This is a genomic window from Alteromonas sp. ABV2_168 (assembly GCF_056161165.1).
In genome coordinates this window covers 185,326-207,760 of the sequence record NZ_JBSWYQ010000008.1, presented here as the reverse complement: position 1 = coordinate 207,760, position 22,435 = coordinate 185,326, and the positions used below count along the sequence as shown (strand labels likewise).

20 protein-coding genes are annotated in these 22,435 nt (G+C 49.2%); 9 read left to right on the top strand and 11 right to left on the bottom strand.

Translation table 11 applies throughout. From position 1 onward, the window contains the following. Positions 1-43 precede the first annotated feature (43 nt). The gene (locus tag ACXAH4_RS13630) at positions 44-1,150 is read right to left on the bottom strand and encodes an NADH:flavin oxidoreductase/NADH oxidase (RefSeq protein ID WP_474882262.1); all 1,107 of its coding nucleotides are present in this window, start codon (positions 1,148-1,150) and stop codon (positions 44-46) included. 120 nt (positions 1,151-1,270) lie between these two features. On the opposite strand from ACXAH4_RS13630, the gene ACXAH4_RS13625 reads away from it, so the two are divergent. Further along, entirely contained in the window at positions 1,271-2,182 is a 912-nt protein-coding gene (locus ACXAH4_RS13625) for a LysR family transcriptional regulator (protein WP_474882260.1), read from the top strand. Between the two features lie 103 nt (positions 2,183-2,285). Here ACXAH4_RS13625 and cyoE read toward each other — a convergent pair whose 3' ends face one another. The 7 genes from cyoE to nhaC form a co-directional block, all read right to left on the bottom strand. Further along, a complete protein-coding gene (gene cyoE / locus ACXAH4_RS13620) occupies positions 2,286-3,182 on the bottom strand; it encodes a heme o synthase (RefSeq protein ID WP_474882257.1) in 897 nt (298 codons plus the stop codon). Between the two features lie 48 nt (positions 3,183-3,230). Continuing rightward, on the bottom strand, positions 3,231-3,569 hold the full coding sequence (gene cyoD, locus ACXAH4_RS13615; RefSeq protein WP_070126334.1) for a cytochrome o ubiquinol oxidase subunit IV: 339 nt from the start codon (positions 3,567-3,569) through the stop codon (positions 3,231-3,233). Next, the gene (cyoC, locus tag ACXAH4_RS13610; protein WP_119502470.1) at positions 3,569-4,171 is read right to left on the bottom strand and encodes a cytochrome o ubiquinol oxidase subunit III; all 603 of its coding nucleotides are present in this window, start codon (positions 4,169-4,171) and stop codon (positions 3,569-3,571) included. The genes cyoD and cyoC overlap by 1 nt, the downstream gene beginning before the upstream one ends. After that, positions 4,168-6,156 carry a cytochrome o ubiquinol oxidase subunit I gene (cyoB, locus tag ACXAH4_RS13605; RefSeq protein ID WP_474820489.1) on the bottom strand — a complete coding sequence of 663 codons (1,989 nt, stop codon included), beginning with the start codon at positions 6,154-6,156 and terminating at the stop codon, positions 4,168-4,170. The genes cyoC and cyoB overlap by 4 nt, the downstream gene beginning before the upstream one ends. 2 nt (positions 6,157-6,158) lie before the next feature. Continuing rightward, entirely contained in the window at positions 6,159-7,097 is a 939-nt protein-coding gene (gene cyoA, locus ACXAH4_RS13600; RefSeq protein ID WP_474843407.1) for a ubiquinol oxidase subunit II, read from the bottom strand. Positions 7,098-7,278: 181 nt separating this feature from the next. Further along, a complete protein-coding gene (locus ACXAH4_RS13595; RefSeq protein ID WP_119502468.1) occupies positions 7,279-7,689 on the bottom strand; it encodes a hypothetical protein in 411 nt (136 codons plus the stop codon). 408 nt (positions 7,690-8,097) lie between these two features. Next, positions 8,098-9,519 carry a Na+/H+ antiporter NhaC gene (gene nhaC / locus ACXAH4_RS13590; RefSeq protein WP_474843405.1) on the bottom strand — a complete coding sequence of 474 codons (1,422 nt, stop codon included), beginning with the start codon at positions 9,517-9,519 and terminating at the stop codon, positions 8,098-8,100. A 374-nt stretch (positions 9,520-9,893) separates the two neighbouring features. Between nhaC and asd the strand changes: the two genes are divergently transcribed. Continuing rightward, on the top strand, positions 9,894-11,015 hold the full coding sequence (asd, locus tag ACXAH4_RS13585) for an aspartate-semialdehyde dehydrogenase (RefSeq protein ID WP_474847392.1): 1,122 nt from the start codon (positions 9,894-9,896) through the stop codon (positions 11,013-11,015). 81 nt (positions 11,016-11,096) lie between these two features. On the opposite strand, the gene ACXAH4_RS13580 is transcribed toward asd, so the two are convergent. Then, the gene (locus ACXAH4_RS13580) at positions 11,097-12,251 is read right to left on the bottom strand and encodes a DUF547 domain-containing protein (RefSeq protein ID WP_474843401.1); all 1,155 of its coding nucleotides are present in this window, start codon (positions 12,249-12,251) and stop codon (positions 11,097-11,099) included. Positions 12,252-12,493: 242 nt separating this feature from the next. Here ACXAH4_RS13580 and ACXAH4_RS13575 point away from each other — a divergent pair, with 242 nt between their 5' ends. Further along, on the top strand, positions 12,494-13,231 hold the full coding sequence (locus ACXAH4_RS13575; protein WP_474843399.1) for a 3-keto-disaccharide hydrolase: 738 nt from the start codon (positions 12,494-12,496) through the stop codon (positions 13,229-13,231). An 81-nt stretch (positions 13,232-13,312) separates the two neighbouring features. On the opposite strand, the gene ACXAH4_RS13570 is transcribed toward ACXAH4_RS13575, so the two are convergent. Then, positions 13,313-13,555, bottom strand: coding sequence for a TIGR03643 family protein (locus tag ACXAH4_RS13570; protein WP_474843397.1), 243 nt, complete (start codon positions 13,553-13,555; stop codon positions 13,313-13,315). Positions 13,556-13,804: 249 nt separating this feature from the next. Here ACXAH4_RS13570 and ACXAH4_RS13565 point away from each other — a divergent pair, with 249 nt between their 5' ends. The 3 genes from ACXAH4_RS13565 to ACXAH4_RS13555 all read left to right on the top strand — a co-directional run bounded on the left by ACXAH4_RS13565 (position 13,805) and on the right by ACXAH4_RS13555 (position 16,536). Further along, entirely contained in the window at positions 13,805-14,845 is a 1,041-nt protein-coding gene (locus ACXAH4_RS13565) for a PLP-dependent cysteine synthase family protein (protein WP_474843395.1), read from the top strand. 72 nt (positions 14,846-14,917) lie between these two features. Next, positions 14,918-16,120 (top strand): hypothetical protein, encoded by a 1,203-nt coding sequence (locus tag ACXAH4_RS13560; RefSeq protein WP_474843393.1) that lies wholly within the window; start codon positions 14,918-14,920, stop codon positions 16,118-16,120. Continuing rightward, positions 16,120-16,536, top strand: coding sequence for a hypothetical protein (locus tag ACXAH4_RS13555; protein ID WP_474843391.1), 417 nt, complete (start codon positions 16,120-16,122; stop codon positions 16,534-16,536). The genes ACXAH4_RS13560 and ACXAH4_RS13555 overlap by 1 nt, the downstream gene beginning before the upstream one ends. A 12-nt stretch (positions 16,537-16,548) precedes the next feature. Here ACXAH4_RS13555 and ACXAH4_RS13550 read toward each other — a convergent pair whose 3' ends face one another. After that, complete coding sequence (locus ACXAH4_RS13550) at positions 16,549-18,636, bottom strand: putative bifunctional diguanylate cyclase/phosphodiesterase (protein ID WP_474843389.1); 2,088 nt, start codon at positions 18,634-18,636, stop codon at positions 16,549-16,551. A 390-nt stretch (positions 18,637-19,026) separates the two neighbouring features. Between ACXAH4_RS13550 and cspE the strand changes: the two genes are divergently transcribed. The 3 genes from cspE (at position 19,027) to dld (ending at position 22,419) form a co-directional block, all read left to right on the top strand. Further along, positions 19,027-19,233, top strand: coding sequence for a transcription antiterminator/RNA stability regulator CspE (gene cspE / locus ACXAH4_RS13545; protein ID WP_119502459.1), 207 nt, complete (start codon positions 19,027-19,029; stop codon positions 19,231-19,233). Positions 19,234-19,318: 85 nt separating this feature from the next. Continuing rightward, on the top strand, positions 19,319-20,629 hold the full coding sequence (locus ACXAH4_RS13540) for a DEAD/DEAH box helicase (RefSeq protein WP_474843386.1): 1,311 nt from the start codon (positions 19,319-19,321) through the stop codon (positions 20,627-20,629). A gap of 56 nt (positions 20,630-20,685) precedes the next feature. Further along, entirely contained in the window at positions 20,686-22,419 is a 1,734-nt protein-coding gene (gene dld / locus ACXAH4_RS13535; protein ID WP_474843384.1) for a D-lactate dehydrogenase, read from the top strand. The last annotated feature ends 16 nt before the right edge of the window (positions 22,420-22,435 follow it).

Here is a 22,435-nt window from a genome sequence, read left to right as displayed (position 1 = left end):
TTGCCCCGGGGGCGAAATTTCAGATAATTATCTGTTCAGACCGTTATTTGTAATCGGCCGGAGCGTAACGGGCTAACCAGTGTGCATACTGTGCAGGCAGTACCCATGAAGGTGAGTCTTTGCTCAGCTTTTTAGCCACATCATAGCTCCAGTGCGGGTTTGCCAGGTGCGCACGCCCTACCATCACCAAATCCAGCTGTCCGTCTTCAATGGTTTTATTGGCCAGCATCGGATCATCAACACCCCATGCTGTAGCGACAGGAATGTCAGCTTCTTCGCGAATTTGTTGTGATACCGGCGCCAGGAATGCAGGGCCCCATGGAATATTGGCTTCAGGTGTATTGAAGCCAACCGATACACTGACAAAATCGACGCCGTGGTCTTTCATCTTTTTGATCAGCTCAATGGATTCAGGTACCAGCTTGTCATCGTTACCATCATATTCTATAACGCCTAAACGCACGGTTAATGGTAAATCTTCCGGCCACACGGCTTTAACTGCATCGATGGTTTCCAGCAGAAAACGGGCGCGGTTTTCAGGGCTGCCGCCATATTCGTCATCCCGTTGATTGGCAACCGGCGACCAGAAGCTTTGCGCCAGGTATCCGTGGGCAAAGTGCAGTTCTAACCACTTGTAGCCGGCCTCAACAGAGCGTTTCGTGGCAGCAACAAAGTCTGCTTTTACCCGCTCGATATCATCTTTTGTCATTTCCGTGGGTGTACGGGGTAAGTTTGCGCCAAACGGTACCGCAGACGGCCCGATGGGTTGCCATCCGCGGGGATCATCTTCTGCAATGTGGTCGTCACCTTCCCAGGGTTTGTTCGCAGACGCTTTTCTGCCGGCATGAGCAAGCTGAATACCCGGCACCGCGCCTCCCTCATTGATGCGCTTAACAATAGCGGCATGCCCCTGGGTATGCTCATCGCTCCAGAAACCCAGACATCCCGGGCTTATGCGTCCTTCAGGGGCAACACCGGTTGCCTCTACGATCACAAGACCAGCGCCACCCCGTGACAGTGACGCATAGTGAACCTGGTGCCAGTCGTTAGGAAGACCATCGTCTGCGCTGTACTGGCACATAGGCGGTACAGCAATGCGGTTTCTGAGTTCCACTGACTTTAGCGTGTAAGGGCTGAATAAATCGGGCATAACGTTTCCTTAATGGTAATGAGTTGGCCGGGAACAAAATGCTCCCCTGACTTGCTATCAGTAATAGGGGCGGTTTATGATTTTAAAAAGTGAATGTTTTCGAAAATATAATTCCAATTTATGAATATCGCATCAAAAGACTTTAACCTGTTGTATTTGTTTACTGTACTTTACGAAGAGCGCAGCCTGAACAAGGCTGCGCTTCGCATGAACCTGAGCCAGCCCGCAATGAGCCACAAACTCAACAAGCTGCGTGGTGAGTTTGATGATCCGTTGTTTATCCGCACCGGACGCGGCTTTACACCCACGCCCAAAGCGCATCAGATGGCTAAACAGGTATGCTGTGTGGTGAAGTGTCTGGAAGAGTTCTACGTTAATGCAGAGGGTGATGCCATCGGACAGCGGGAAGAGGCAATCCATATTTATGGTACCGATCTGGTGGATTTCTTACTCCTTCCCCGTTTACTGGATAAAGTACAGACGGAAGCGCCGGGCGTAACCATCGTCATGCACAATACGTCCGGACGCTTGCCAGTGCAGGCGCTGGAGCAAGGTGATTGTGACATAGCTATTGCCGGCTTTTTCAGGGATCTTCCCGAACATTTTTATCGTCAGTCACTCATGGTTACACCGTATCGGGTGGTGCATGACAAAGCCCTTATCCCCGCGGGTAAGCCACTGGATGTGCGAACTTATGCCAGCAAGCCCCATGTAGTGTCAACGCTGACCGGCAACCTTAACAGTGATGTGGACACTGCCTTAGCGGAAGCGGGGTTAACCCGGCGAGTGGTAGCCGGCGCATCAGGTTTCATGGTGCTACCGCGACTTGTGACCGGGCGGGAGGTCTTTCTTACCTGCCTGAAGCCCATCGCTGATTATGCAACCGCTACCTGTCAGCACCTTACCAGCTGCGAGCCGCCGGTATCGCTGCCCGATGTGAACATAGAGCAGATCTGGCATCCCCGTACCCATGAAGACGGCCTGCGAAAATGGATAAGGGAGCAAATTAAAATTATTCTGAGCGAGGTGTGATAACCGGGTAGAGAAGTGAACAAAGGAAATCTGTGTTGAAATAAAAGCAGTGCACAAACAAAAGGGCCGCTCAGTTGAGCGGCCCTTTTTCGTATTCACAAGTCTATAGCGCTAAGGCGAACAGTTTAGGTGCTACATCGTGGTAGTCTACCGCCATGGCAATGCTGAGGATCGTGATGTTCAGTATGGAGAAGCCGAACACCTGACGCGCCCAGCGTGTCATGTCGATATCAGGGCGATAACCACGCAGTGCCATCAGCAGCCACCAGAAGCTGGTGGTACAGGCGACGGCCAGGAAACCAATACCTGTGTATCCTGCAATCGACAGCATCATGGTCACAATCGCGTATACCGCAATGTAAAGCACGATATGCAGTTTGGCTTTTTCGATACCTTCTGCAACCGGCAGTACCGGAATATTCGCCGCTTCATAATCTTTGAAACGGAAAATAGCGATGGCGTAAGAGTGGGGCATTTGCCACAAACTAAACATCACCAGCAGAATGGCAGCGGCAGCATCGAACTGGCCACTTACCGCGCAGTAACCCACAACCGGGGGAACCGCACCAGACAAGCTACCAACCAGTGTGCCGTACACAGAGTTACGTTTCATATACAGGCTATAAACGCCCACATACACCACATAACCCAGTGCAGCGAAAAACACCGCAGTGGCGTTGGTGTACGCCACCAGCAGAGCAAAACCCGTCACACCCAGCACAATGCCATGCCAGAATGCGGCTTTCAGCGACATTTCCCCGGTCACGGTAACCCGGGAGCGGGTACGTTGCATCTTGGCATCAATATCCCTGTCAATGCAGTTATTAATTGCACATCCGGATGCAACAACCAGTGATAAGCCAATCAGCGTTGCCGCCATCAGCATAAAGTCAACATCACCCCGAGATGCCAGCAGAAAACCACCGGCGACAGAGATTAGGTTGCCCATAATAATGCCGGGCTTAGTCACGGTTAAATATCGACGAAATACAGGTTTCATATTTCCAGTTTACCTCGCGTACGCTCAGAAAATGTACCAGCCAGCAGGCTAGTACATCATCATCGCGTTAGACTCGTAAATGATCCAGACAGACAGACCGACTACCATGAAGATAATCAGGGCACTGAACAGGAACGAGAACGTGCTTGCACGGCCATCTTCGGTAACGAAGTTCAGGTGCAGGAAGTATTTGAGATGAACCCAAATCTGTACCAGACCTAAAGTAACGATACTCCAAATAGTGGTGCCTTTAGAGAAGTCGCCTTCCATAACCATCCAGAAAGGGATGACTGTCAGGATGACCGACAGAACAAACCCAATCACATAGGATTTCACATCACCATGGTCGTTTGCATGGCTAACAGCGTGAGAATCGTGCTGACTCATTACAGTGCTCCCATCAGATAAACAACGGTGAATACGCAAATCCAGACGATGTCCAGGAAGTGCCAGAACAGGCTTAAGCAGCTCAGGCGCGTAACAGTTTGATCTTTCAGACCACGACGCATCACTTCGATGATCATGATTGTCATCCAAATCAGACCTGAAGTTACGTGCAGACCGTGCAGACCTACCAGCGAGAAGAACGCGGTAAGGAAAGCACTGGTATCAGGGCCGTTACCGTGAACGATCAGGTGATGGAATTCATAGATTTCCATACCGATAAACACGGCACCGAAAACCCAGGTCACAGCCAGCCATAACAGCGTGCCGCCTTTGTTTTGCTTGTGTGCTGCAATCATTGCAAAGCCGAAGGTGATACTACTTAACAGTAGTGCCGCGGTTTCAACTGCAACGAAGTCCAGTTCAAAGATGTCTTTACCAGACACGCCACCGGCAGTGTTCATGAACAACACTGCGTAGGTTGCGAAGAACGAGGCGAACAACAGACAGTCGGTCATCAGGTAAACCCAGAAGCCGAAAACGCTATTACTCTCGTGATGCTCGTGGTCGTGATCGTGATGCATATCAGTAGCTACTGAGCTCATGCGTTCACTCCTTTAGCATTAGCAGATAAATGCTCTGCTTCGATTTTCTCTACTTCATCAACCTGTACGTAGTAATCTACGTCGCTGGTGTAACAGCGCTTGATGAATACTGCGATACCGGCGATGAAACCAACAGCGGCCAGCCACCAGATGTGCCAGATAAGTGCAAAACACATTACCGTGAAGCTCATGCTCATGAAGAAACCAGCAGAGGTGTTCTTAGGCATGTGAATCGGGGCATATTTCTCAGGCTTCTGATACGCTTCGCCACGTTCTTTCATGTCAGTCCATGCATCAATGTCTTTGATGTGAGGAATAACAGCGAAGTTGTAGTACTGAGGCGGAGACGCAGTTGACCACTCCAGCGTGTGACCATTCCACGGATCACCCGTAGTATCTTTCAGTGCTTCTTTGTTCTTGAAGCTGATGAACAGTTGCAGCAACTGGAAGAAGATACCTGCAGCGATGATGAATGCACCACCCGCAGCAATGTACAGCCAGATGTTCCAGTCCGGGTTGTCAGTGTGGTTCAGACGACGGGTCATTCCCAGGAAGCCCAGAACGTACAGTGGCATGAACGCAACCATGAAACCAATCTGCCAGCACCAGAATGCCGCTTTACCGGTTTTCTCATCCAGTTTGAAGCCCATCGCTTTCGGGAACCAGTAAGCAAAACCTGCCAGGTAACCGAATACCGCACCACCGATGATGGTGTTATGGAAGTGAGCAATCAGGAACAAGCTGTTGTGCAGTACATAGTCAGCACCTGGGATAGCAAGCAGTACGCCTGTCATACCACCAATGGTGAAGGTAACCATGAAGCCTAACGTCCACAGCACAGGAGTTGTGATAGTCAGACGGCCACGGTACATAGTGAACAGCCAGTTAAACAGTTTAACCCCGGTCGGTACGGCGATAACCATCGTCATGATACCGAAGAAGGCGTTAACGTTTGCGCTGGAACCCATTGTGAAGAAGTGGTGTAACCAAACAATGAAGCCCAGGATTGCAATTGCACCCGACGCGTAAACCATTGACTTATAGCCAAACAGACGCTTCGCAGTGAAGGTAGAAATGATTTCCGAGAAGATACCAAATGCTGGCAGAACCAGAATGTATACTTCAGGGTGACCCCACGCCCAGAACAGGTTGATGTACATCATCGAGTTCCCACCTAAATCATTGGTGAAGAAGTGGAAATCAAGATAACGGTCAAGCGTAAGCATCGCCAGTACTGCAGTCAAAATAGGGAATGACGCAGCAATCAGGATGTTACCCCAAGTACAAGTCCAGGTGAAGATAGGCATTTGCATCAGTTTCATGCCCGGCGCACGCATCTTGAATACAGTTACCAGGAAGTTAACCCCGGTCAAGAGCGTCCCGAGCCCGGATATCTGCAAGGCCCATATATAGTAATCAACCCCGACACCCGGAGAGTACTCCAGACCCGCCAGTGGCGGATAAGCAACCCAACCGGTTTTCGCAAACTCACCCACACCTAAAGACAGGTTGATAAGAATTGCACCACCAGCAGTCAGCCAGAAGCTCAGGTTGTTCAGGAACGGGAAGGCAACGTCACGAGCACCAATCTGCAGCGGAACGATGATGTTCATCAGGCCCACCATAAATGGCATTGCCATAAAGATGATCATGATAACACCGTGCGCGGTGAAGATTTGGTCGTAGTGTTCCGGCGGCAGATAACCTTCTGCTCCGTTTGTTGCCGCAGCAAGCTGCGTACGCATCATGATGGCGTCGGCAAAGCCACGCATAAGCATGATAAGTGCAAGCAGGATATACATGATACCCAGGCGTTTGTGGTCGATGGACGTGATCCAGTCGCGCCACAGCGGGCCCCATGCTTTGTATTTGGTGATCAGACCTGCGATCACCAGACCGAGTACTGCAACTACCCCAAGCGTAACCATTACGATTGGCTCGTGGTACGGTACAGCCTCAATAGATAATTTACCTAAAAAAGACATACTTACTCTTCAACCCCCATGTGATGGCCTTTGTGCTGCATCGCTTCGGCTTTTACACCGGTAGCGGCATTAGCTGGCTTACCATAGAAATCCATAGAGCCATGATCTTTCATGTACTTCATGATGATTTCGTGGAAGAGACCGTCGCTGACCGTGCTGTAATAAGTGACAGGGTGGTTTTCACTATCTTCAGCTAATTGCGTAAAGTTCTCAGAAGTCAGTGAACCGCCTTCTGATTTCACTTTCTGAACCCAGGCATCAAAGTCAGCTTCAGTTGGCGTTGCAATGGTGTCGAACTTCATACCAGTGAAACCTGCACCGCTGTAGTTTGCAGAAATACCTTTATAGGTACCCGGCTCATCAGCAATCAGGTGTAACTGAGTTTCCATGCCCGCCATTGAGTAGATTTGGCTACCCAACTGAGGAATGAAGAACGAGTTCATTGTGCCTTCAGAAGTGATTTTGAATGAAACTGGCTTGTTAGCCGGAATCACCAACTCGTTTACCGTTGCAATGCCTTGCTCAGGATAAATGAACAGCCATTTCCAGTTGAGTGAAACCACTTCAACAGTCATGTGCTCGCCTTTATCTTCAAGCGGTGCATAAGGGTCTAATGCGTGGGTTGATTGCCACGTAATGATGCCCAGTGCAATGATGATCAGAATTGGAATAGACCAAACCGTGGCTTCAATCTTGGTAGAGTGAGCCCATTTCGGTGTGTAGACTTCAAAGTCGCGGCTCGCGCGGTATTTCCAGGCGAAATACAGCGTCAGTACAATCACCGGAATAACAACGATAAGCATCAGAATCGTACACAGAATGATCAGGTTCTTTTCTTCAATACCTACCTGTCCTTTCGGATCAAGTACGCCACCGCTACAACCGGCCAGTAACAGCACGATTGACGCAAAAGCTAATTTAGAAAGGTTACGAATAGACAAAAGCATTTTCCTATAACCCGGGTTCAACGTTATTGCCGTCAGAGACGACACGCGTAATATTCCGATAGTGACTATCGAAGGTTTTCGAACAAGTGAACACGGCGTGAACCAGCAGAGGAGTGACCCGCGACGCGCTCTTGATTACAGACGTACCTGAGGCACGTCTGTAATCAACAGAAAATCACTTGTCAGAAGGTGGTGCGCGACTGCCAGATTGTTGTACAAACGGCTGTCGGTAATCGTCGTTAACGATTAAAACTGGTTTCGGGGAGGCAGCTACACCGGCGCGCGCTAACGGGGCGGGCTGTAGCTGAATACCCAATAAACAGATAAGCAGGACTGCTGAAAAGAAGAACACAGATAATGCTTCGTGCATCACTGCCAGGGAATGAGGTTCGACAACAAGGTTGTCATGCAGGGCACCAACAAACTCCGATGAGTCCGCCATGATACCGCTGATAATTAAAGACACATTGAATACCAGTACGAGGGTCGCCAGCCAAAGCACCACCCCAACACGCGTGGTGCTGTCAATTGCCATACGGTTTAAAGAAACCGCATAAGCATTGTTGGTGAGCAATGAGGTAATCATGCTGACTATCTGTCCTCGTGTGTACCGGTCATACTGAATTGTCTCGAAACGACTTTTCAACAGGAAATTAGTCTTCGGGCGTCAGAGAGTAGAGAAAAATCACCGGGGACTCAAGTGAAGTGAAAGAGACTGAGAACAGATTTCCGGCAGGCGTGAAAACGCATTGTGATCGCAGTTAACATTTTGTTTTCATTTGGGGCGGGGTTGATCCATATCAATTTCAGACAATATGAGTCAATATCCGACCTGAACGCTCCTAAGGTCTTATGGACGCATGACCAAAGTCGTAGTTTTTTCCTTTTACCCTTACCGATAGTCCCTGATTTTGTTGTGGATTTAACAATCGCGCAACAATAGTTAAATAGTGGAAATATTCAGATAAGGAGCGTGAACCTGCGATTTTTGCAACTACGATTCGGTTGTTTTTTGTTCGTTAGTAAAGGTTTTTGCGGGCCGGATGGCGTTGTTGAAATGAAACCAGCCGGTAAAACTGTAGAGAATAGCAATGCCAAGTACCAGCAGGTGATACCATAAATAAGGCAGGTAAGCTGCTGTGGTCACACCCAGGGTAGTGGCCATGAATACCCCGCCGTCTGACCACGGAATCATCGGTGTCACCACCGTTCCGCCGGATTCTGCATTACGGGACAGTACCCGCCGGTCCGTACCCGTCGCATCATAGTTTTTACCGGTAATCGTGCTGGCGGTAATCAGTGATACATAGGCCGCGCCACCCAATATATTGCCAATGATCCCTGCCAGTAGTGTGGATAAACCCAATTTTGTTACGTTATCAGCCCAGCGTTGCAGTGAGGTGGTAATGGTAGCCAGTACACCGGTGGCTTCCATCAGGCCGCCGATGCCCAGAGCCAGAATGATAAGCAGAATATTTGGCAGCATAGACACCATACCGCCGCGGTTCAGCAGCACGGCGATAACATTGTCATCAGATTCGATGTAGCTTCCGCCATACAGCGTTTCCAATGCCGGTATGACATCCTGCTGCTGAAATAAGACGGCCCAGACAACCCCAAGTAAAGCACCAAAGAAGATAACCGGAACCGCCGGCTGACGAAGAATTAGCAGGGTGATGACCGCCAGTGCTGGCAAGATCATAAACGGACTGACCGTGAACCAGGCATCTATAACAGCCATAACTTCTGTCGCCCGTCCGGTACTTCCCTGATGGCCTGTGAGAATGCCGGTGAACAAAAACAGGGTACTGGCAATCACGATTGCAGGTACGCTGATATAAAGCATGGATTTAATATGTTCGATGAGGTCAACTCTGCATAATGAGGCCGTCATCACGGTTGTGTCAGACAGCGGGGACAATTTATCTCCCACATAAGCCCCTGATATGGCAGCACCGGCGACAAGAGGAGCGGGCAGACCAAAGCCTTCACCAATCCCCATCATGGCGATGCCTGCGGTACCGATAGTACCGAAGGATGTACCGGTCGCCAGGGAAGTTACCGCACAGATAAAAAAGGCGGCGAACAGGAATATCTGAGGTGTCATTACAGACAAACCGTAATAAATGATAGAAGGCACAATGCCGCCGGCCATCCAGCTGCCAATCAGTGCGCCCACTGCGATGAGTACAAGAATGGCTTCCATACCCTGAGAGATGCCGGTAAGCAGTCCGTTTTGCATGGATTCATAACTGCGACCGAGCCATTTCCCCAGCCCGAGGGTGGCAAACCAGGCGCCCAGAAGTGCCAGCTGAATAGGAAGCGGAGTATATTGGGTCATAACAATTATCATCAGAATAATTACGCCGGCGAGTAATCCGACCTGGAGCAGAGAAGGTTGTCTGACTGTTTGCATGATTCTGCATCCTTGTATATGTTCCATTCCTGCTGATAAAAGCGGGCTCTTTTATTATCTCAGTGGCCGGAGAAGGCAGGTAAGTTAATCTAAATCAATAGGTTATTATTCTTCTGGCTAATTTCTACCCTATCGGAATCAACGACACAGCGCAATCGCAACATCGCGCAATACTGACTATTCAACGGAAATTACCCGTCTTGTATGAAAAACAGCTATTGCTGATAACAAATGCTGCTGGCAAAGCCGTGACTTTCTTTATAGACTGCGGCCTTTACAACAGGTTTCCGGTGAACAACGGCAAAAGATAAAGAGCCCACAAGAGGTTTTGCCGTCAGACAGGCGCCGGGAAGGACACAAGAAGGGTTCAGAGAATGTCTCAAAATAAAGTTGGTTTAGTTGGCTGGCGCGGTATGGTCGGCTCTGTATTAATGCAAAGAATGCAGGAAGAAAACGATTTCTCATTCATTGAGCCAACCTTTTTCACGACCTCTCAAAAAGGGTTACCTGCGCCGGATTTCGCCGGTAAAGATTGCGGTGTACTGGAAGATGCCAATGACATCGAAGCACTGGCAAAGCAGGATATTATTATTACCTGTCAGGGTGGTGATTACACTAAAGAAGTCTATCCGGCCCTGCGGGAAAGCGGCTGGAATGGCTACTGGATCGATGCTGCCTCAGCACTGCGGATGAAAGATGATGCGGTGATCATTTTAGATCCGGTAAACCGTGGTGAAATTGATAAAGGTCTGCAGGGCGGCGTAAAAACCTATGTAGGTGGTAACTGTACAGTATCGCTCATGCTGATGGCGCTGGGTGGTTTGTTTGAAGCCGATCTGGTTGAGTGGGCATCGCCTATGACTTATCAGGCGGCCTCCGGTTCCGGTGCAAAGCACATGCGTGAATTGCTCAGTCAGATGGGCGCTGTGTACGGTAATGTGAAAGCGTTGGTAGACGACCCGTCAACAGCTATTCTCGACATCGACCGTCAGGTCGCTGAATTTATCCGCTCTGATGAAAACCCGACAGATCAGTTCGGTGTGCCACTGGCCGGCAGCCTTATCCCGTATATCGACACACAACTGCCGTCAGGTCAAAGCCGTGAAGAATGGAAAGCGCAGGCTGAAGCCAACAAGATCCTGGGTACTCAGGACTCACCGGTACCGGTAGACGGATTATGTGTTCGTGTTGGTGCAATGCGCTGTCACAGCCAGGCCATTACTCTGAAGCTGAAAAAAGACCTGAGTGTCGAGGAAATCGAAGGTTTACTGGCGAAGCACAATGACTGGGTGAAAGTGATCCCGAATGACCGTGAGATCACCATGCAGGAACTGACGCCGGCAAAAGTAACCGGTACTTTATCGATTCCTGTAGGTCGTATCCGTAAACTGACAATGGGGCCGGAATACATTTCCGCCTTCACTGTCGGTGATCAGTTATTGTGGGGCGCGGCTGAACCGCTGCGTCGCATGCTGCGGATTATCCTGGACGCATGAAACGTTAAAAAAGCATAATACGGAAGGGCGATGTGAAAACATCGCCCTTTTTGTTTGGTCCGGAATTCCTTTTACCAGTGGCTACTGGTCTTTGTCTGACTTCGCCTCTTCTTCGCTGAGATCGGTGACAGATACCGAGCCCCGGGCCACAGCGAACCGGGTACGCAGATCATCAAGTACTGCCAGTTGAGACGGCGATAAACGGGTGCTCGCCGGCGTTTTAGAAACCCATTCCTCCATCATATGAGTGGGAACTAATGCGCTGCCGCTCACTACAACTGAATCTAACATAGCCGCACTGTTGGTCGCACCAGACCCGCCGTAACTACGCTGATCACCCATTACGCTTGCCAGTTGCCAGTCTTTCATGGCGAAATCCAGCGATTCTGCCTTATCGATCTCCTCAGTCATTTCACCGCCGAGATACATCAGGATATGCGCTTTCAATGCCGCCTCATCGTTATGAAACCAGTTCAGGTTGCGCTCATAGAACACTGAAACCTTGCCGTCGTAGTAGGTGCCACGATTTGAATTAATAAATTCAGTGGCAGACTTCTTCAGTGTCCGCCATATTCCGCGACTACGGAATGCCCGTTTCTGGATGCCGGGGCCGCCAATATTGCCCTGAAACAGGCCATACAGGATAAGCGGATTGCTGTCATATTTTTCCTTCAGGATTTTGTCTTTAATGTCATTCAGGCTGAGAGGGATCCCTGCCACTATCGTGACTTTGTCATCAAGGAAATACTTGTCTTCTTCAGGATCGAGGTAGCGACTCATGCTGTAGACCGGATAGCGTTTAGCAATCTCATTTAGCATGGTGAAGTTATAGAGATTCAGCCAGTATGCCAGTTGCTCATCTGCACTGAGAAGAGGCAAAGGAATTTCATCCGGCAGAGACATCAGACTGGCCTGCATATCTGCCAACGTGGAAACCACCTGTTCATTGTCAAAGGCGGTAAAGTAGAATTTATTACCCTCCAGTACCGTCAGCGGATTAATGCGTACTTTCAGGCGCGTACCCACTCTGGAATCTATGTTCTCCGCTTTTTGCCTTTCAGACCAGCCGGTCACGGAAACAAATGTTTTTAAAAATGTGTCCAGATCGTCATATTGCAGATAAAGCTTGTTGTCTTTTGCATGGCCTCTGAACACCTCGGGTACACCGGCTTCTCCGGCGTAACTCAGCAGGCTGAAAAACAGGAATGCAAAGCACAGGCAACAGGCATTCTTCATCACAATAATCCTTTTGTTTGAACGCTTTATGTACTGTCTTTTATACGCCCCGGGACAAAGGAAAGCAAATAGGGAGAGCCGGTTATGCCAGGCATGTGCGGAAGTCTGCCGCACTGAGTATGACACCGGAAGAAAAAGGCCGGGAGCCGATGGAAGTAACAAAGATGTTACTGTAATGTGTCATTCAGCAGATTAGGGACACACTTATCTGTAAACCCCGGGAATATTGTTAAGGATGGTCTGTGAAAATCAACCAACATAAGAAATTGCTGCTGGCAGTGTGTGCATTGTCAGCCTTTAGTGCCGGTTCAATGGCTGCTACATCTTCATCTCAGCAAAATGTGCTGACCACAACTGAAGTCAAAGAGGGTTGGAAGTTGCTGTTTGACGGCAAGACACTGGATGGATGGCACTTATTTCAACATCCTGATGCTAAGCCTTCATGGATAGTGCAGGACGGCACTATCACTGTCGATCTGCGTACCAGCGGTGTTCAGCATGGCGACCTGACATCAGATGCTGAATTTGAAAACTATGAACTGGCCTTCGAATGGAAAACAACCGTAGATGGTAACAGCGGTGTGTTCATTAATGTTCAGGAAAACCCGGAAAATCAGCTTGCCTGGCAAACCGGACCTGAATATCAGCTTCTGGGTCCTGAACATATCGATAATAAAAAGCCGGCGAAAAATCCGGGGTGCCTGTATGGTTATTCCGCACAGCTTACACAAACTTCAGTGCATGAGCAGGGGCAGTGGAATCAGTCGGTTATCAAGCAAAATAACGGTGAAGTGGCCTTTTACCTGAATGGCAATTTAACCGCGAAAGTTGACCTTGGCAGTCAAGAATGGAAAGACTGGGTATCTCAGTCCAACTTTAAAAGCTTTGCTGATTTCGGCAAGGCTACCAAAGGGCACATCGTGCTGCAGGAATGGACATCACCCGTTGCTTTCCGGAATATCAAAATAAAAGAATTGTAAGCTGGCTACAACGAAGCGGAGAAAAGGGCTTCCTGCGCTCAGGCGGCAGCCTGTTTAGAGCCCGTAACGCTTTGAGAGCCGTCAGCGTTTGTACTGTGTCGGGCAGTAAGCGCGCTCAATGCCGGGATGACGTAACTTCAGATGTTTAGTTTGTCTTCCCTGCATACGTTTCCGCCACATGCGAAAGGATGATGGTTTCATCTCCTTTCGCATGAGCTTTATTACTGCGGACTCATTGAGTCCGTAGAGTTTCTCTATTGCTTCAAACGGGGTTCTGTCTTCCCACGCCATTTCTACTACGCGGGACAATTCTGCCGGTGTCATACAAGCTCCTCTTTTACGGGCAGGTAGCATAGCGGAGATCAGGCAGTACAGAACAAGTCTGCGGTATGGTTTAATGATATTTAATGTCTGGCTCAGCAAAGAGAGTATCTCTTTGCATTTTTATTCTCTTTTAAGTTCATAGTCTGCAATTATTTTTCTCTTTCGCCGGACTTGCAGCCAAAAAATGCGGGAAGATTCCCTGCTGATGCTTTTATACTGACTTCATACAAACAAAAAACGGACCTCACTATGAAAAACTGGGTTGCAGAGGCGATCAGGAAAATTAATGCGGATTTTCAGCGCTCCGCTGATACGCACCTTATTAAGCTCGAAGGGCTTAATCTGAAGGGTATTGATATCTATCTGAAAGATGAGAGTACCCATCCCACCGGTAGCTTAAAGCATCGTCTGGCCCGTTCCTTATTTCTCTATGCCCTGTGCAACGGCAAGATTGGTGAAAACACGACTATCGTTGAAGCATCCTCCGGCAGCACAGCTGTATCTGAAGCATATTTTGCCCGTATGCTGGGTATTCCGTTTATCGCGGTAATGCCCCGCAGCACGGCACAAAGCAAAATTAACCTGATCACCCGTTTCGGCGGGCGTTGTCATTTTGTGGAATGTCCCACCCATATGCACGATGAAGCCGTCCGGCTGGCGCAGGAGTGTGACGGCTATTTTATGGATCAGTTCATGTTTGCTGAGCGGGCCACAGACTGGCGGGGCAATAACAACATTGCTGAAAGTATTTTCGGCCAGATGTCGGCTGAACCTCACAGCGTGCCCCACACCGTGGTCATGAGCGCCGGTACCGGCGGTACCTCAGCGACGATTGGCCGTTATATCCGTTATAAGGGGCTGGCGACAGAGCTGGTTGTTGTGGATCCTGAGCATTCCGTGTTTTACGACAGCTATCAGTCCGGAGACCGCACGTTAACCAGTCAGCGGGGGAGTGCCATTGAAGGTATAGGAAGGCCCAAAGTAGAAGCGTCCTTTCAGCCGGATGTCATCGACAAAATGCTGAAGGTGGAAGACAAAGCCAGTATTGCCACCATTCACTGGCTGGCAGATATTGCCGGGATCCGCGCCGGCGCCTCAACCGGTACTAATTTGTGGGGCGCATTGCAGGTGGCTGAAGGAATGCAATCCCGGGGAGAGCAGGGGTCTATCGTTACATTGATGTGTGACAGTGGTGAGCGTTATCTTGATACTTACCACAATCTGCAGTGGGTAGAGAAAATGTTCGGGGACATCAGCGTTTACACTGAGCAGTTGCAAAAATTTGCATAAACCGGCTGGTAAAAATGACACTTTGAATAATACTCAAAACAGGTATGAGTTTGGATAAAGTGATCTCACAGGTTGAAACAGTCAGGTTTAACAGTTGTCTTCACTGCCGCATTGTTGTTCTCACCCTGCAATAATGCCAGTGACGACTTCCCCGTGGAATTTTCAGGGTTCGCCCGCGTGGTGGCCGGCTATCTGGATACTGATCAGGCTTACTTTGAAGGCTATGAGAATAAAGTCAGTTTCTCAGAGAAGTCATTGCTGGGCTTACAGGCTGATTATGCACTGACCGGCACGGTATCGGTCTCCGGGCAGGTGCTTCTGCACAGTGATGAAAGTCGCGGCTCCGGGCTGGAATGGCTCTACTTAAGCTATGAACCCAACGCAAACTGGCAATTTAAAGCAGGCCGGTTGCGTACACCGTATCTCCAGTATTCTGACGTATTTGACGTGGGATACGCCTATCCCTGGATATCTCCTCCCCGACAGTTGTACGGCAGCTATCTGTTCTTTCCCCGCTACGAAGGAGGGAACGCTCGCTATCAGTTCAACATTGACGATGTCTATATAGGGCTGGAAGGATACTACGGCTCTTTTTCTGATGACATTGAAGCCAGCGGGGAGAGCTTTCACATTGAGGTGAAAGAGATTTACGGCGGTATCGCCGAAATCAGTTACCGGGGCTGGCAACTGCGCGGTGCCACGTTTATTTCTGCCGATGTGGAAGCGGATATTGCCGGTCTGGGAGAATTGACCGGCGGACTGAAAGCCACCGGATTTGATGATTTAGCTGATTATTTTTCATTAACGGGACAGGTGGATGCCTACCTTGTGGGAATAAGCTACGACAGCCTGGACTGGTTTATGTCTGCAGAATATGTAGACGTGGAATCCACCATTAATATTCTGGCCGGTATCGAAAACTACTATGTCACGCTGGGACGTTATTTCGGTGATTACCAGTTACTAGTGACCTACGCCAAATCCAATCAGATCCTCGGGGAACTGAACAACACTATCCCCGTTGGTCTGGATCCTCAGCTTGATATGCTCTACTACGGCGTGGAGCAACTGCAGGCCAGATTTCCCACCGATGTGCTGGATTCTGTTACCCTGACCGGGCGGTGGGACTTCCGCCCGGGCATGGCACTGAAAGCGGAAGTAACGTTTTTAGACGGTGAGCCCGGTAAAACCTCTTTGTTCGAGTTAAAAGCGGGCTCCGAAAACTTTGACCGTCAGGCCGTGTTGTACCAGTTCGGACTGGAGTGGGTATTCTGATGAAGTTGATGAATCTTACTCTCACCCTTGCGCTGTTAATGTCGTCACAGCCTGCAAAAGCCAGTGATGAGATTATTGTGGTAGCAAATCTTGCAGAGCCGGCAGGCACCATGGAAAAGCATGAAGTGCGCAATCTGTTTATGGGCGGAGCTTCGTCCGGGCTTGAACCGGTAACACTTGTCCCCGGCGCGCAAACCAGGCTTATCTTTAACGCACGTATTGTGGGCCTCACAGAGTCACGCATTCAGTCATACTGGGCGCAAATGCGGTTCAGCGGCAGAAATAAGGCGCCGGTTCAGGTGCAATCTGTGGACGCCATGATGGAATACTTACTGGAAAATCAGGGCAGTGTGGGCTATCTCCCTGCAGATGTGACGCTGCCGGAAACACTGACAGTGCTGTACACCTCGGGCTGAAAGGTGGTTTTGCTACATACTATGCTGGCTTTCGAGGGCGGGAATTAACCCGTCCTCTTCATTATTTTCACAAATCGGCTCTGGCCGGCCGTAATAATAGCCTTGTAAAAGGTGACACCCGTGATCTATCAAAAACGTTGCCTGGTCCAGGGTTTCAACGCCTTCGGCGCAGACTTTCAGTTTCAGGTGACGTGCCATCTCAATAATGGTGACGGTGATAAGTTCTGAACGTTGTGAGACTCCAATCTGACTGACAAACTGACGGTCGATTTTCAGCGTATCAATGCTGAATTCGGTGAGGTAGCTTAAAGAAGAATACCCTGTACCGAAGTCATCAAGTGCTATTTTGCATCCCAGTGCGCGAAGATCATCAAAAAACGCGTTCCCCGCCTGAAAACTTTTGAGGTAGGCAGATTCCGTAATTTCGAACTCAATGGCGCCAGCCAGTCCGCCAAGCTCTCGTATTTTTTCCAGAACAAAAGCAGTGACCGTTTCGTCCTTTAAATCATTGGCTGACAGGTTCAGGGAAATCGTTGTGGCTTCTCCGTATTGTCTGAGAATGTGTTTTACGTCCTTGCATACCTGCGCCATGACCCAGAGTGTGATGACTGATATTTTATTGCTCTGCTCAGCTATGGGGATAAATTCTGCCGGTGACACCATGCCAAGGTGAGGGTTATACCAGCGGATCAATGCTTCAAAACCCATCACCTTACTGCTCTGGTCCACTTTAGGTTGATAGACAAGGAATAATTCATTGTTTTCAATCGCCGTGTGAATACTGGTAGAGATGCGGATCATACGGTGGTTGTCGTCCTGCATCATGCGGGTGAACAGGGTGAACTGACCCCGACCGTTTCGCTTGGAATGATACATGGCAATATCCGCATTGCTCATTAAGGTGGTCAGGCTGAAGTCGCAGTCCTTTGCCAGCGCAATACCGATGCTTACGCCTGTTTCCAGTTTCCATTGATCGACCAGTTGATCACTGCCGATAGCCTCAACCAGCCGTGCAGCTACTTCTTCAACCTGTTCCACCGAACTGCATTCCCCAAGAATGATGACAAATTCGTCTCCGCCAAGCCGGCCGACAACATCATCCAGCCTCAGGCTGTCACTGATCACATCAGCAATTTTACAAAGCAATTTGTCACCCACGTCATGACCGAAGGAATCGTTCACCATTTTGAACCCGTCGAGATCAAGAAACAGCAGAGCGACATCTTTTTCTTCCCGCTTGGCTCTGGCCAGCTCGATGTTCAGGCACTTCATTAAAAACTGCCGGTTCGGCAATCCGGTAAGGGGGTCGAAGTTCGCCAGCTTTTCCATTTGCTCCTGCTGACGGGTGAGTAATTTATTTTTCTGCCGGTTAAGTTCGGTTTGTTTGTTGATGTCTGACATCATGCTGTTAAAGCCGTGGGTGAGAGCTTTGATTTCCGACTTCCCTTCAATGCTTACTTCTATGGCGTAATCTTTGGTTTCTTCTACGCGGCGCATTTTCTCAATGAGTTTAAACAATGGTTGCAGGGAGCGGCGTTGTAATTCCAGTACGAGAAACACGGCGATAAGCAGAATGAAAATAACAAAGGGCACAATGGCTACGATGAACTTTCTCTGGCTGTCTGCAAGTGACTGCTCAATAAGATAGGAAATGACAAGTTTGCCCTGAGGCAGGGCCGGGTCACCAATTATTTTAACTACGCGGATATGGCTGTCTTCAATATGAAGTCCGTAGTCCAGTTCGTGTAGCCTCACATCTTCGGTAGAGCTTTCAGTTCCTGAATGCTGCCTGTGTTTAACAAGTGCAGAGCCGATGTAAGCACTAACTATCTCGCTTTGCGTATTATAGACACGGGCAAATTCCACATTGTCATATTCATCTAAACGAAGCAGTACACTGATGAGCGGGAACTCGTCATCTGCGGTCATATGTGGCAGCAAGTCATTCGCCAGGTTCTCAGACAGAGCCTGCAGCTCCTGAGAGACAAATTCTTCGTAAAGACCTTCGTAAACACGCAACGACACCCACATCACCAGCGCGCTGATGACGGTAATAGAAATAAGCGTTATTGCCGCAATTTCTGTGCGAAGGCTTTTCAAACATTAACCCCGGATGGCGTGACTTTTATATACTTGGTCTATTCAGAGTATAGTCACGGATTTATAAAGCGCATTGGTGTTGCTTGTGCAATTTCCTGCATGGCGATTTTATAATCATAAATATAGAAAATAACGGGCCGGCGAAGATTAAAATTCTGTCATTGAAAACCGGTTAAAAAATAAGCTGGATATTCTGATAAACAACTGGTAACATCGCCGCGCCTTTTGAAGGTCCTATTCAAACTTGTTAATGCTATTTCTTTATATTCTTTGTAAGTCTTCACAGAATTACTTCCGGAAAACTACTGATCTACGCCTGTTCCAAACCTGAAAGACCTCATACGTAAATAGGCGTATTTAATTTAACTTATTATTTTTTTGGAGTAATTTATGTCTCAGGTAACTGGTACAGTAAAATGGTTTGACGAAGCTAAAGGTTTCGGTTTTATTTCTCAGGAAGGCGGCAAAGACGTTTTCGTACACTTCCGTGCGATCAAATCTGACGGTTTCCGTTCTTTAAGCGAAGGTCAAAACGTTCAGTTCACTATCGAACAAGGCAACAAAGGCCCACAGGCTGCTGACGTAGTAGTACTGTAAGCAAACGCTTATCCTATTTATAACGGGCGCTCACTGGTAGCGCCCGTTTTTCTGTAAGTCATTTTTTCCATTCTTTGAGGTTTTCATGCAGTTTTCTGAACTGGGCTTAAGTGCACCGTTATTAAAAGCGGTTTCCGCACTTGGGTTTGCGTCTCCGTCTCCTATTCAAAGCCAGGCTATTCCGGTCATTCTGTCCGGTAAAGATGTACTGGCTGCCGCGCAAACCGGTACAGGTAAAACAGCAGGCTTTGCACTGCCGATAATGGAAAAACTGTCTTCAGGGCAAAAGGCACGTGGTAACAATGTCAGAGCGTTGGTTCTGACACCGACGCGGGAATTAGCCGCGCAGGTAGAAGACAATATCCGTGGCTTCAATGAATTTTTGAATTTAAAAACCACCGTGGTATTTGGCGGAGTAGGTATCAACCCGCAAATGAAACGCTTGCGTGGCGGTACTGATATTCTGGTGGCTACGCCGGGACGTCTGTTAGATTTGTACCAGCAAAACGCGGTGAAGTTTGATCAGCTTGAAGTACTTGTGCTTGATGAAGCCGACCGCATGCTGGATATGGGGTTTATTCACGACATCAAACGTGTGCTGAAGCTGTTGCCGGCCAAACGTCAGAACCTGCTTTTCTCTGCCACGTTTTCGCCTACCGTAACAGCCCTGGCAGAATCGATTACCCAGTCAGCGGTTAAGATTTCCGTTGCGCCTCCGAACACCACCGTGGAAGAGGTTCAGCAGATCCTGGTCAATGTGGATAAATCGAAGAAGGTTGGTGCGCTGACAGCGTTGATTAAGCAGCAGAAATGGCGTCAGACACTGGTGTTTTCCCGTACCAAGCATGGTGCTAACCGGATTGCTACCCGTCTGACCAATTCCGGTATTCCAAGCGCTGCCATTCACGGTAACAAAAGCCAGGGCGCCCGAACCCGTGCACTGAGCGAGTTTAAAGACGGCACAGTCAATGTGCTGGTGGCAACAGATATCGCCGCACGTGGTATTGATATTGCCCAGTTACCGGTGGTGGTGAACCTGGATTTACCCAATACCGCAGCGGATTATGTGCACCGTATTGGCCGGACAGGCCGTGCCGGTGCCAGCGGTCAGGCATGGTCACTGGTCAGTGCTGATGAATTACAACAACTTAAGGATATTGAAACCCTTATCCAGAAGTTGCTGCCACGGGAAACCCTGAGTGGATTTGAGCCGGATCTTAAGTTAGCAGAGACTACCTTGTCAGCGCCCAAAAAACCTAAGAAGCCGAAGAAGCCCAAACAGCCAAAAGAGGCAAATGCCGGGGATAAAAAGCCCCAAGCAAAGGCTTCTCCATCCCGCCGCAGGCCAGCCCGCAGAAAGCCTGCGAGGGCGTCAACGGGTTCGCACGCTTCTTAATTTAGTGTATAGTGCGTGGCCTGAAATTTCGTCAGTACAACCTGCCAGAGAGACCTATGAGCGGACAAACCGATACACAGTCTTTGATTTCCTCGTTAGGCGACGTCGTTGGACAAGCCCACTTACTTACCGATAAAGAAAAGAAACAGCCTTATTGTAAAGGGTTTCGTTTCGGTTCCGGTGAAGCTCTGGCCGTGGTCCGCCCGGCAACATTAGTGGAAATCTGGCGGGTACTGACGTTATGTGTGGAAGCGGATGTGGCCGTTATCATGCAGGCAGCCAACACCGGTTTAACCGGCGGGTCAACGCCGGATGGTAAAGATTACGACCGTCCGCTGGTAATCATCAGCACCATGCGTATTGATGATATACAGCTGATTGACGAAGGTAAGCAAATTGTCGGTCTGGCGGGCAGCACACTGTTTGGTCTGGAAGAAAAGCTCGCGCCTTACGGCCGTGAGCCTCATTCGGTGATTGGCTCGTCCTGTATCGGCGCTTCTATTGTCGGCGGGATTTGCAATAACTCCGGCGGTGCGCTGGTTAAACGTGGCCCGGCGTACACCGAAATGTCTCTGTTTGCCCAAATTGATGAGAGTGGCAAGCTGTCGCTGGTCAATAACTTGGGTATTCATCTTGGTGACTCTCCGGAAGAAATCCTGACCAATCTGCAACAGCAGAACTACGCAGCAGACGATGTGGCTTTCCCTGAACTGAGAGCATCAGATAACGAATACGATGAGCGTGTGCGGGATGTCGATTCTGACACGCCTTCACGTTTTAATAATGACGGCCGCCGCTTACATGAAGCCAGTGGCTGTGCGGGTAAACTGGCGGTATTCGCTGTACGCCTTGATACCTTTCCGATTCCGGACAAAAAGCAGGTGTTCTATGTGGGCTCTAATGATGCCGCCATGTTCACCCAAATTCGCCGGGACATTCTTTCTACCTTTAAAAACTTACCGGACTCCGGTGAATATCTGCACCGCGACTGCTACGACGTATCGAAGAAGTACGGTAAAGATATGTTTATCGTCATCAGCAAGCTGGGGGCGAAATTCATCCCTAAGCTGTTTGCCTTTAAACGTAAGTTTGATGCCTTCACTGACAAACTGGGCTTTTTGCCAAACAAAATGTCAGACCGCACCATGCAGTACTTAAGTTATCTGTTCCCCGGCCATTTACCGGCCCGCATGGAAGTGTATCGTGACAAGTACCAGCATCACTGGATTTTAGAAATGAGTAACGACGGTGTAGATGAAGCCCGAGCGTATCTGGATAATTTCTTTAAAACCCATGAAGGCAGCTACTTCGAATGTACGGAAGATGAAGCAGATAAAGCGATACTGCACCGGTTTGTTGCCGGTGGTGCTATCGGCCGCTACCACATTATGAACAGTAAAAATGTGGGTGCGATGATGACTATCGATGTGGCATTACGCCGTAACGATCCCGACTGGTTTGAAGAGCTGCCGGCAGAAATCGATGAGCAGGTTGATACTAAACTCTACTACGGCCACCTGTTTTGCCACGTTATGCACCAGAACTACGTGTTGAAGAAAGGCGCGGATGCAAAAGTGCTGAAAAACAAAATCCTGCAGACCTTTGATGCGCGGAATGCTGAGTACCCCGCAGAGCATAACGTGGGGCATGAGTATTTTGCCAAAGACGCACTGAAGTCGTTCTATCGCAAGCTCGACCCGACCAACAGCTTCAACCCGGGGATCGGTAAAACTACCAAACTGAAAAACTGGGCTGAGCACAGCGACAGCTGTTGTGGTGGTCACGATTGATGTGGCCAACCCCGGC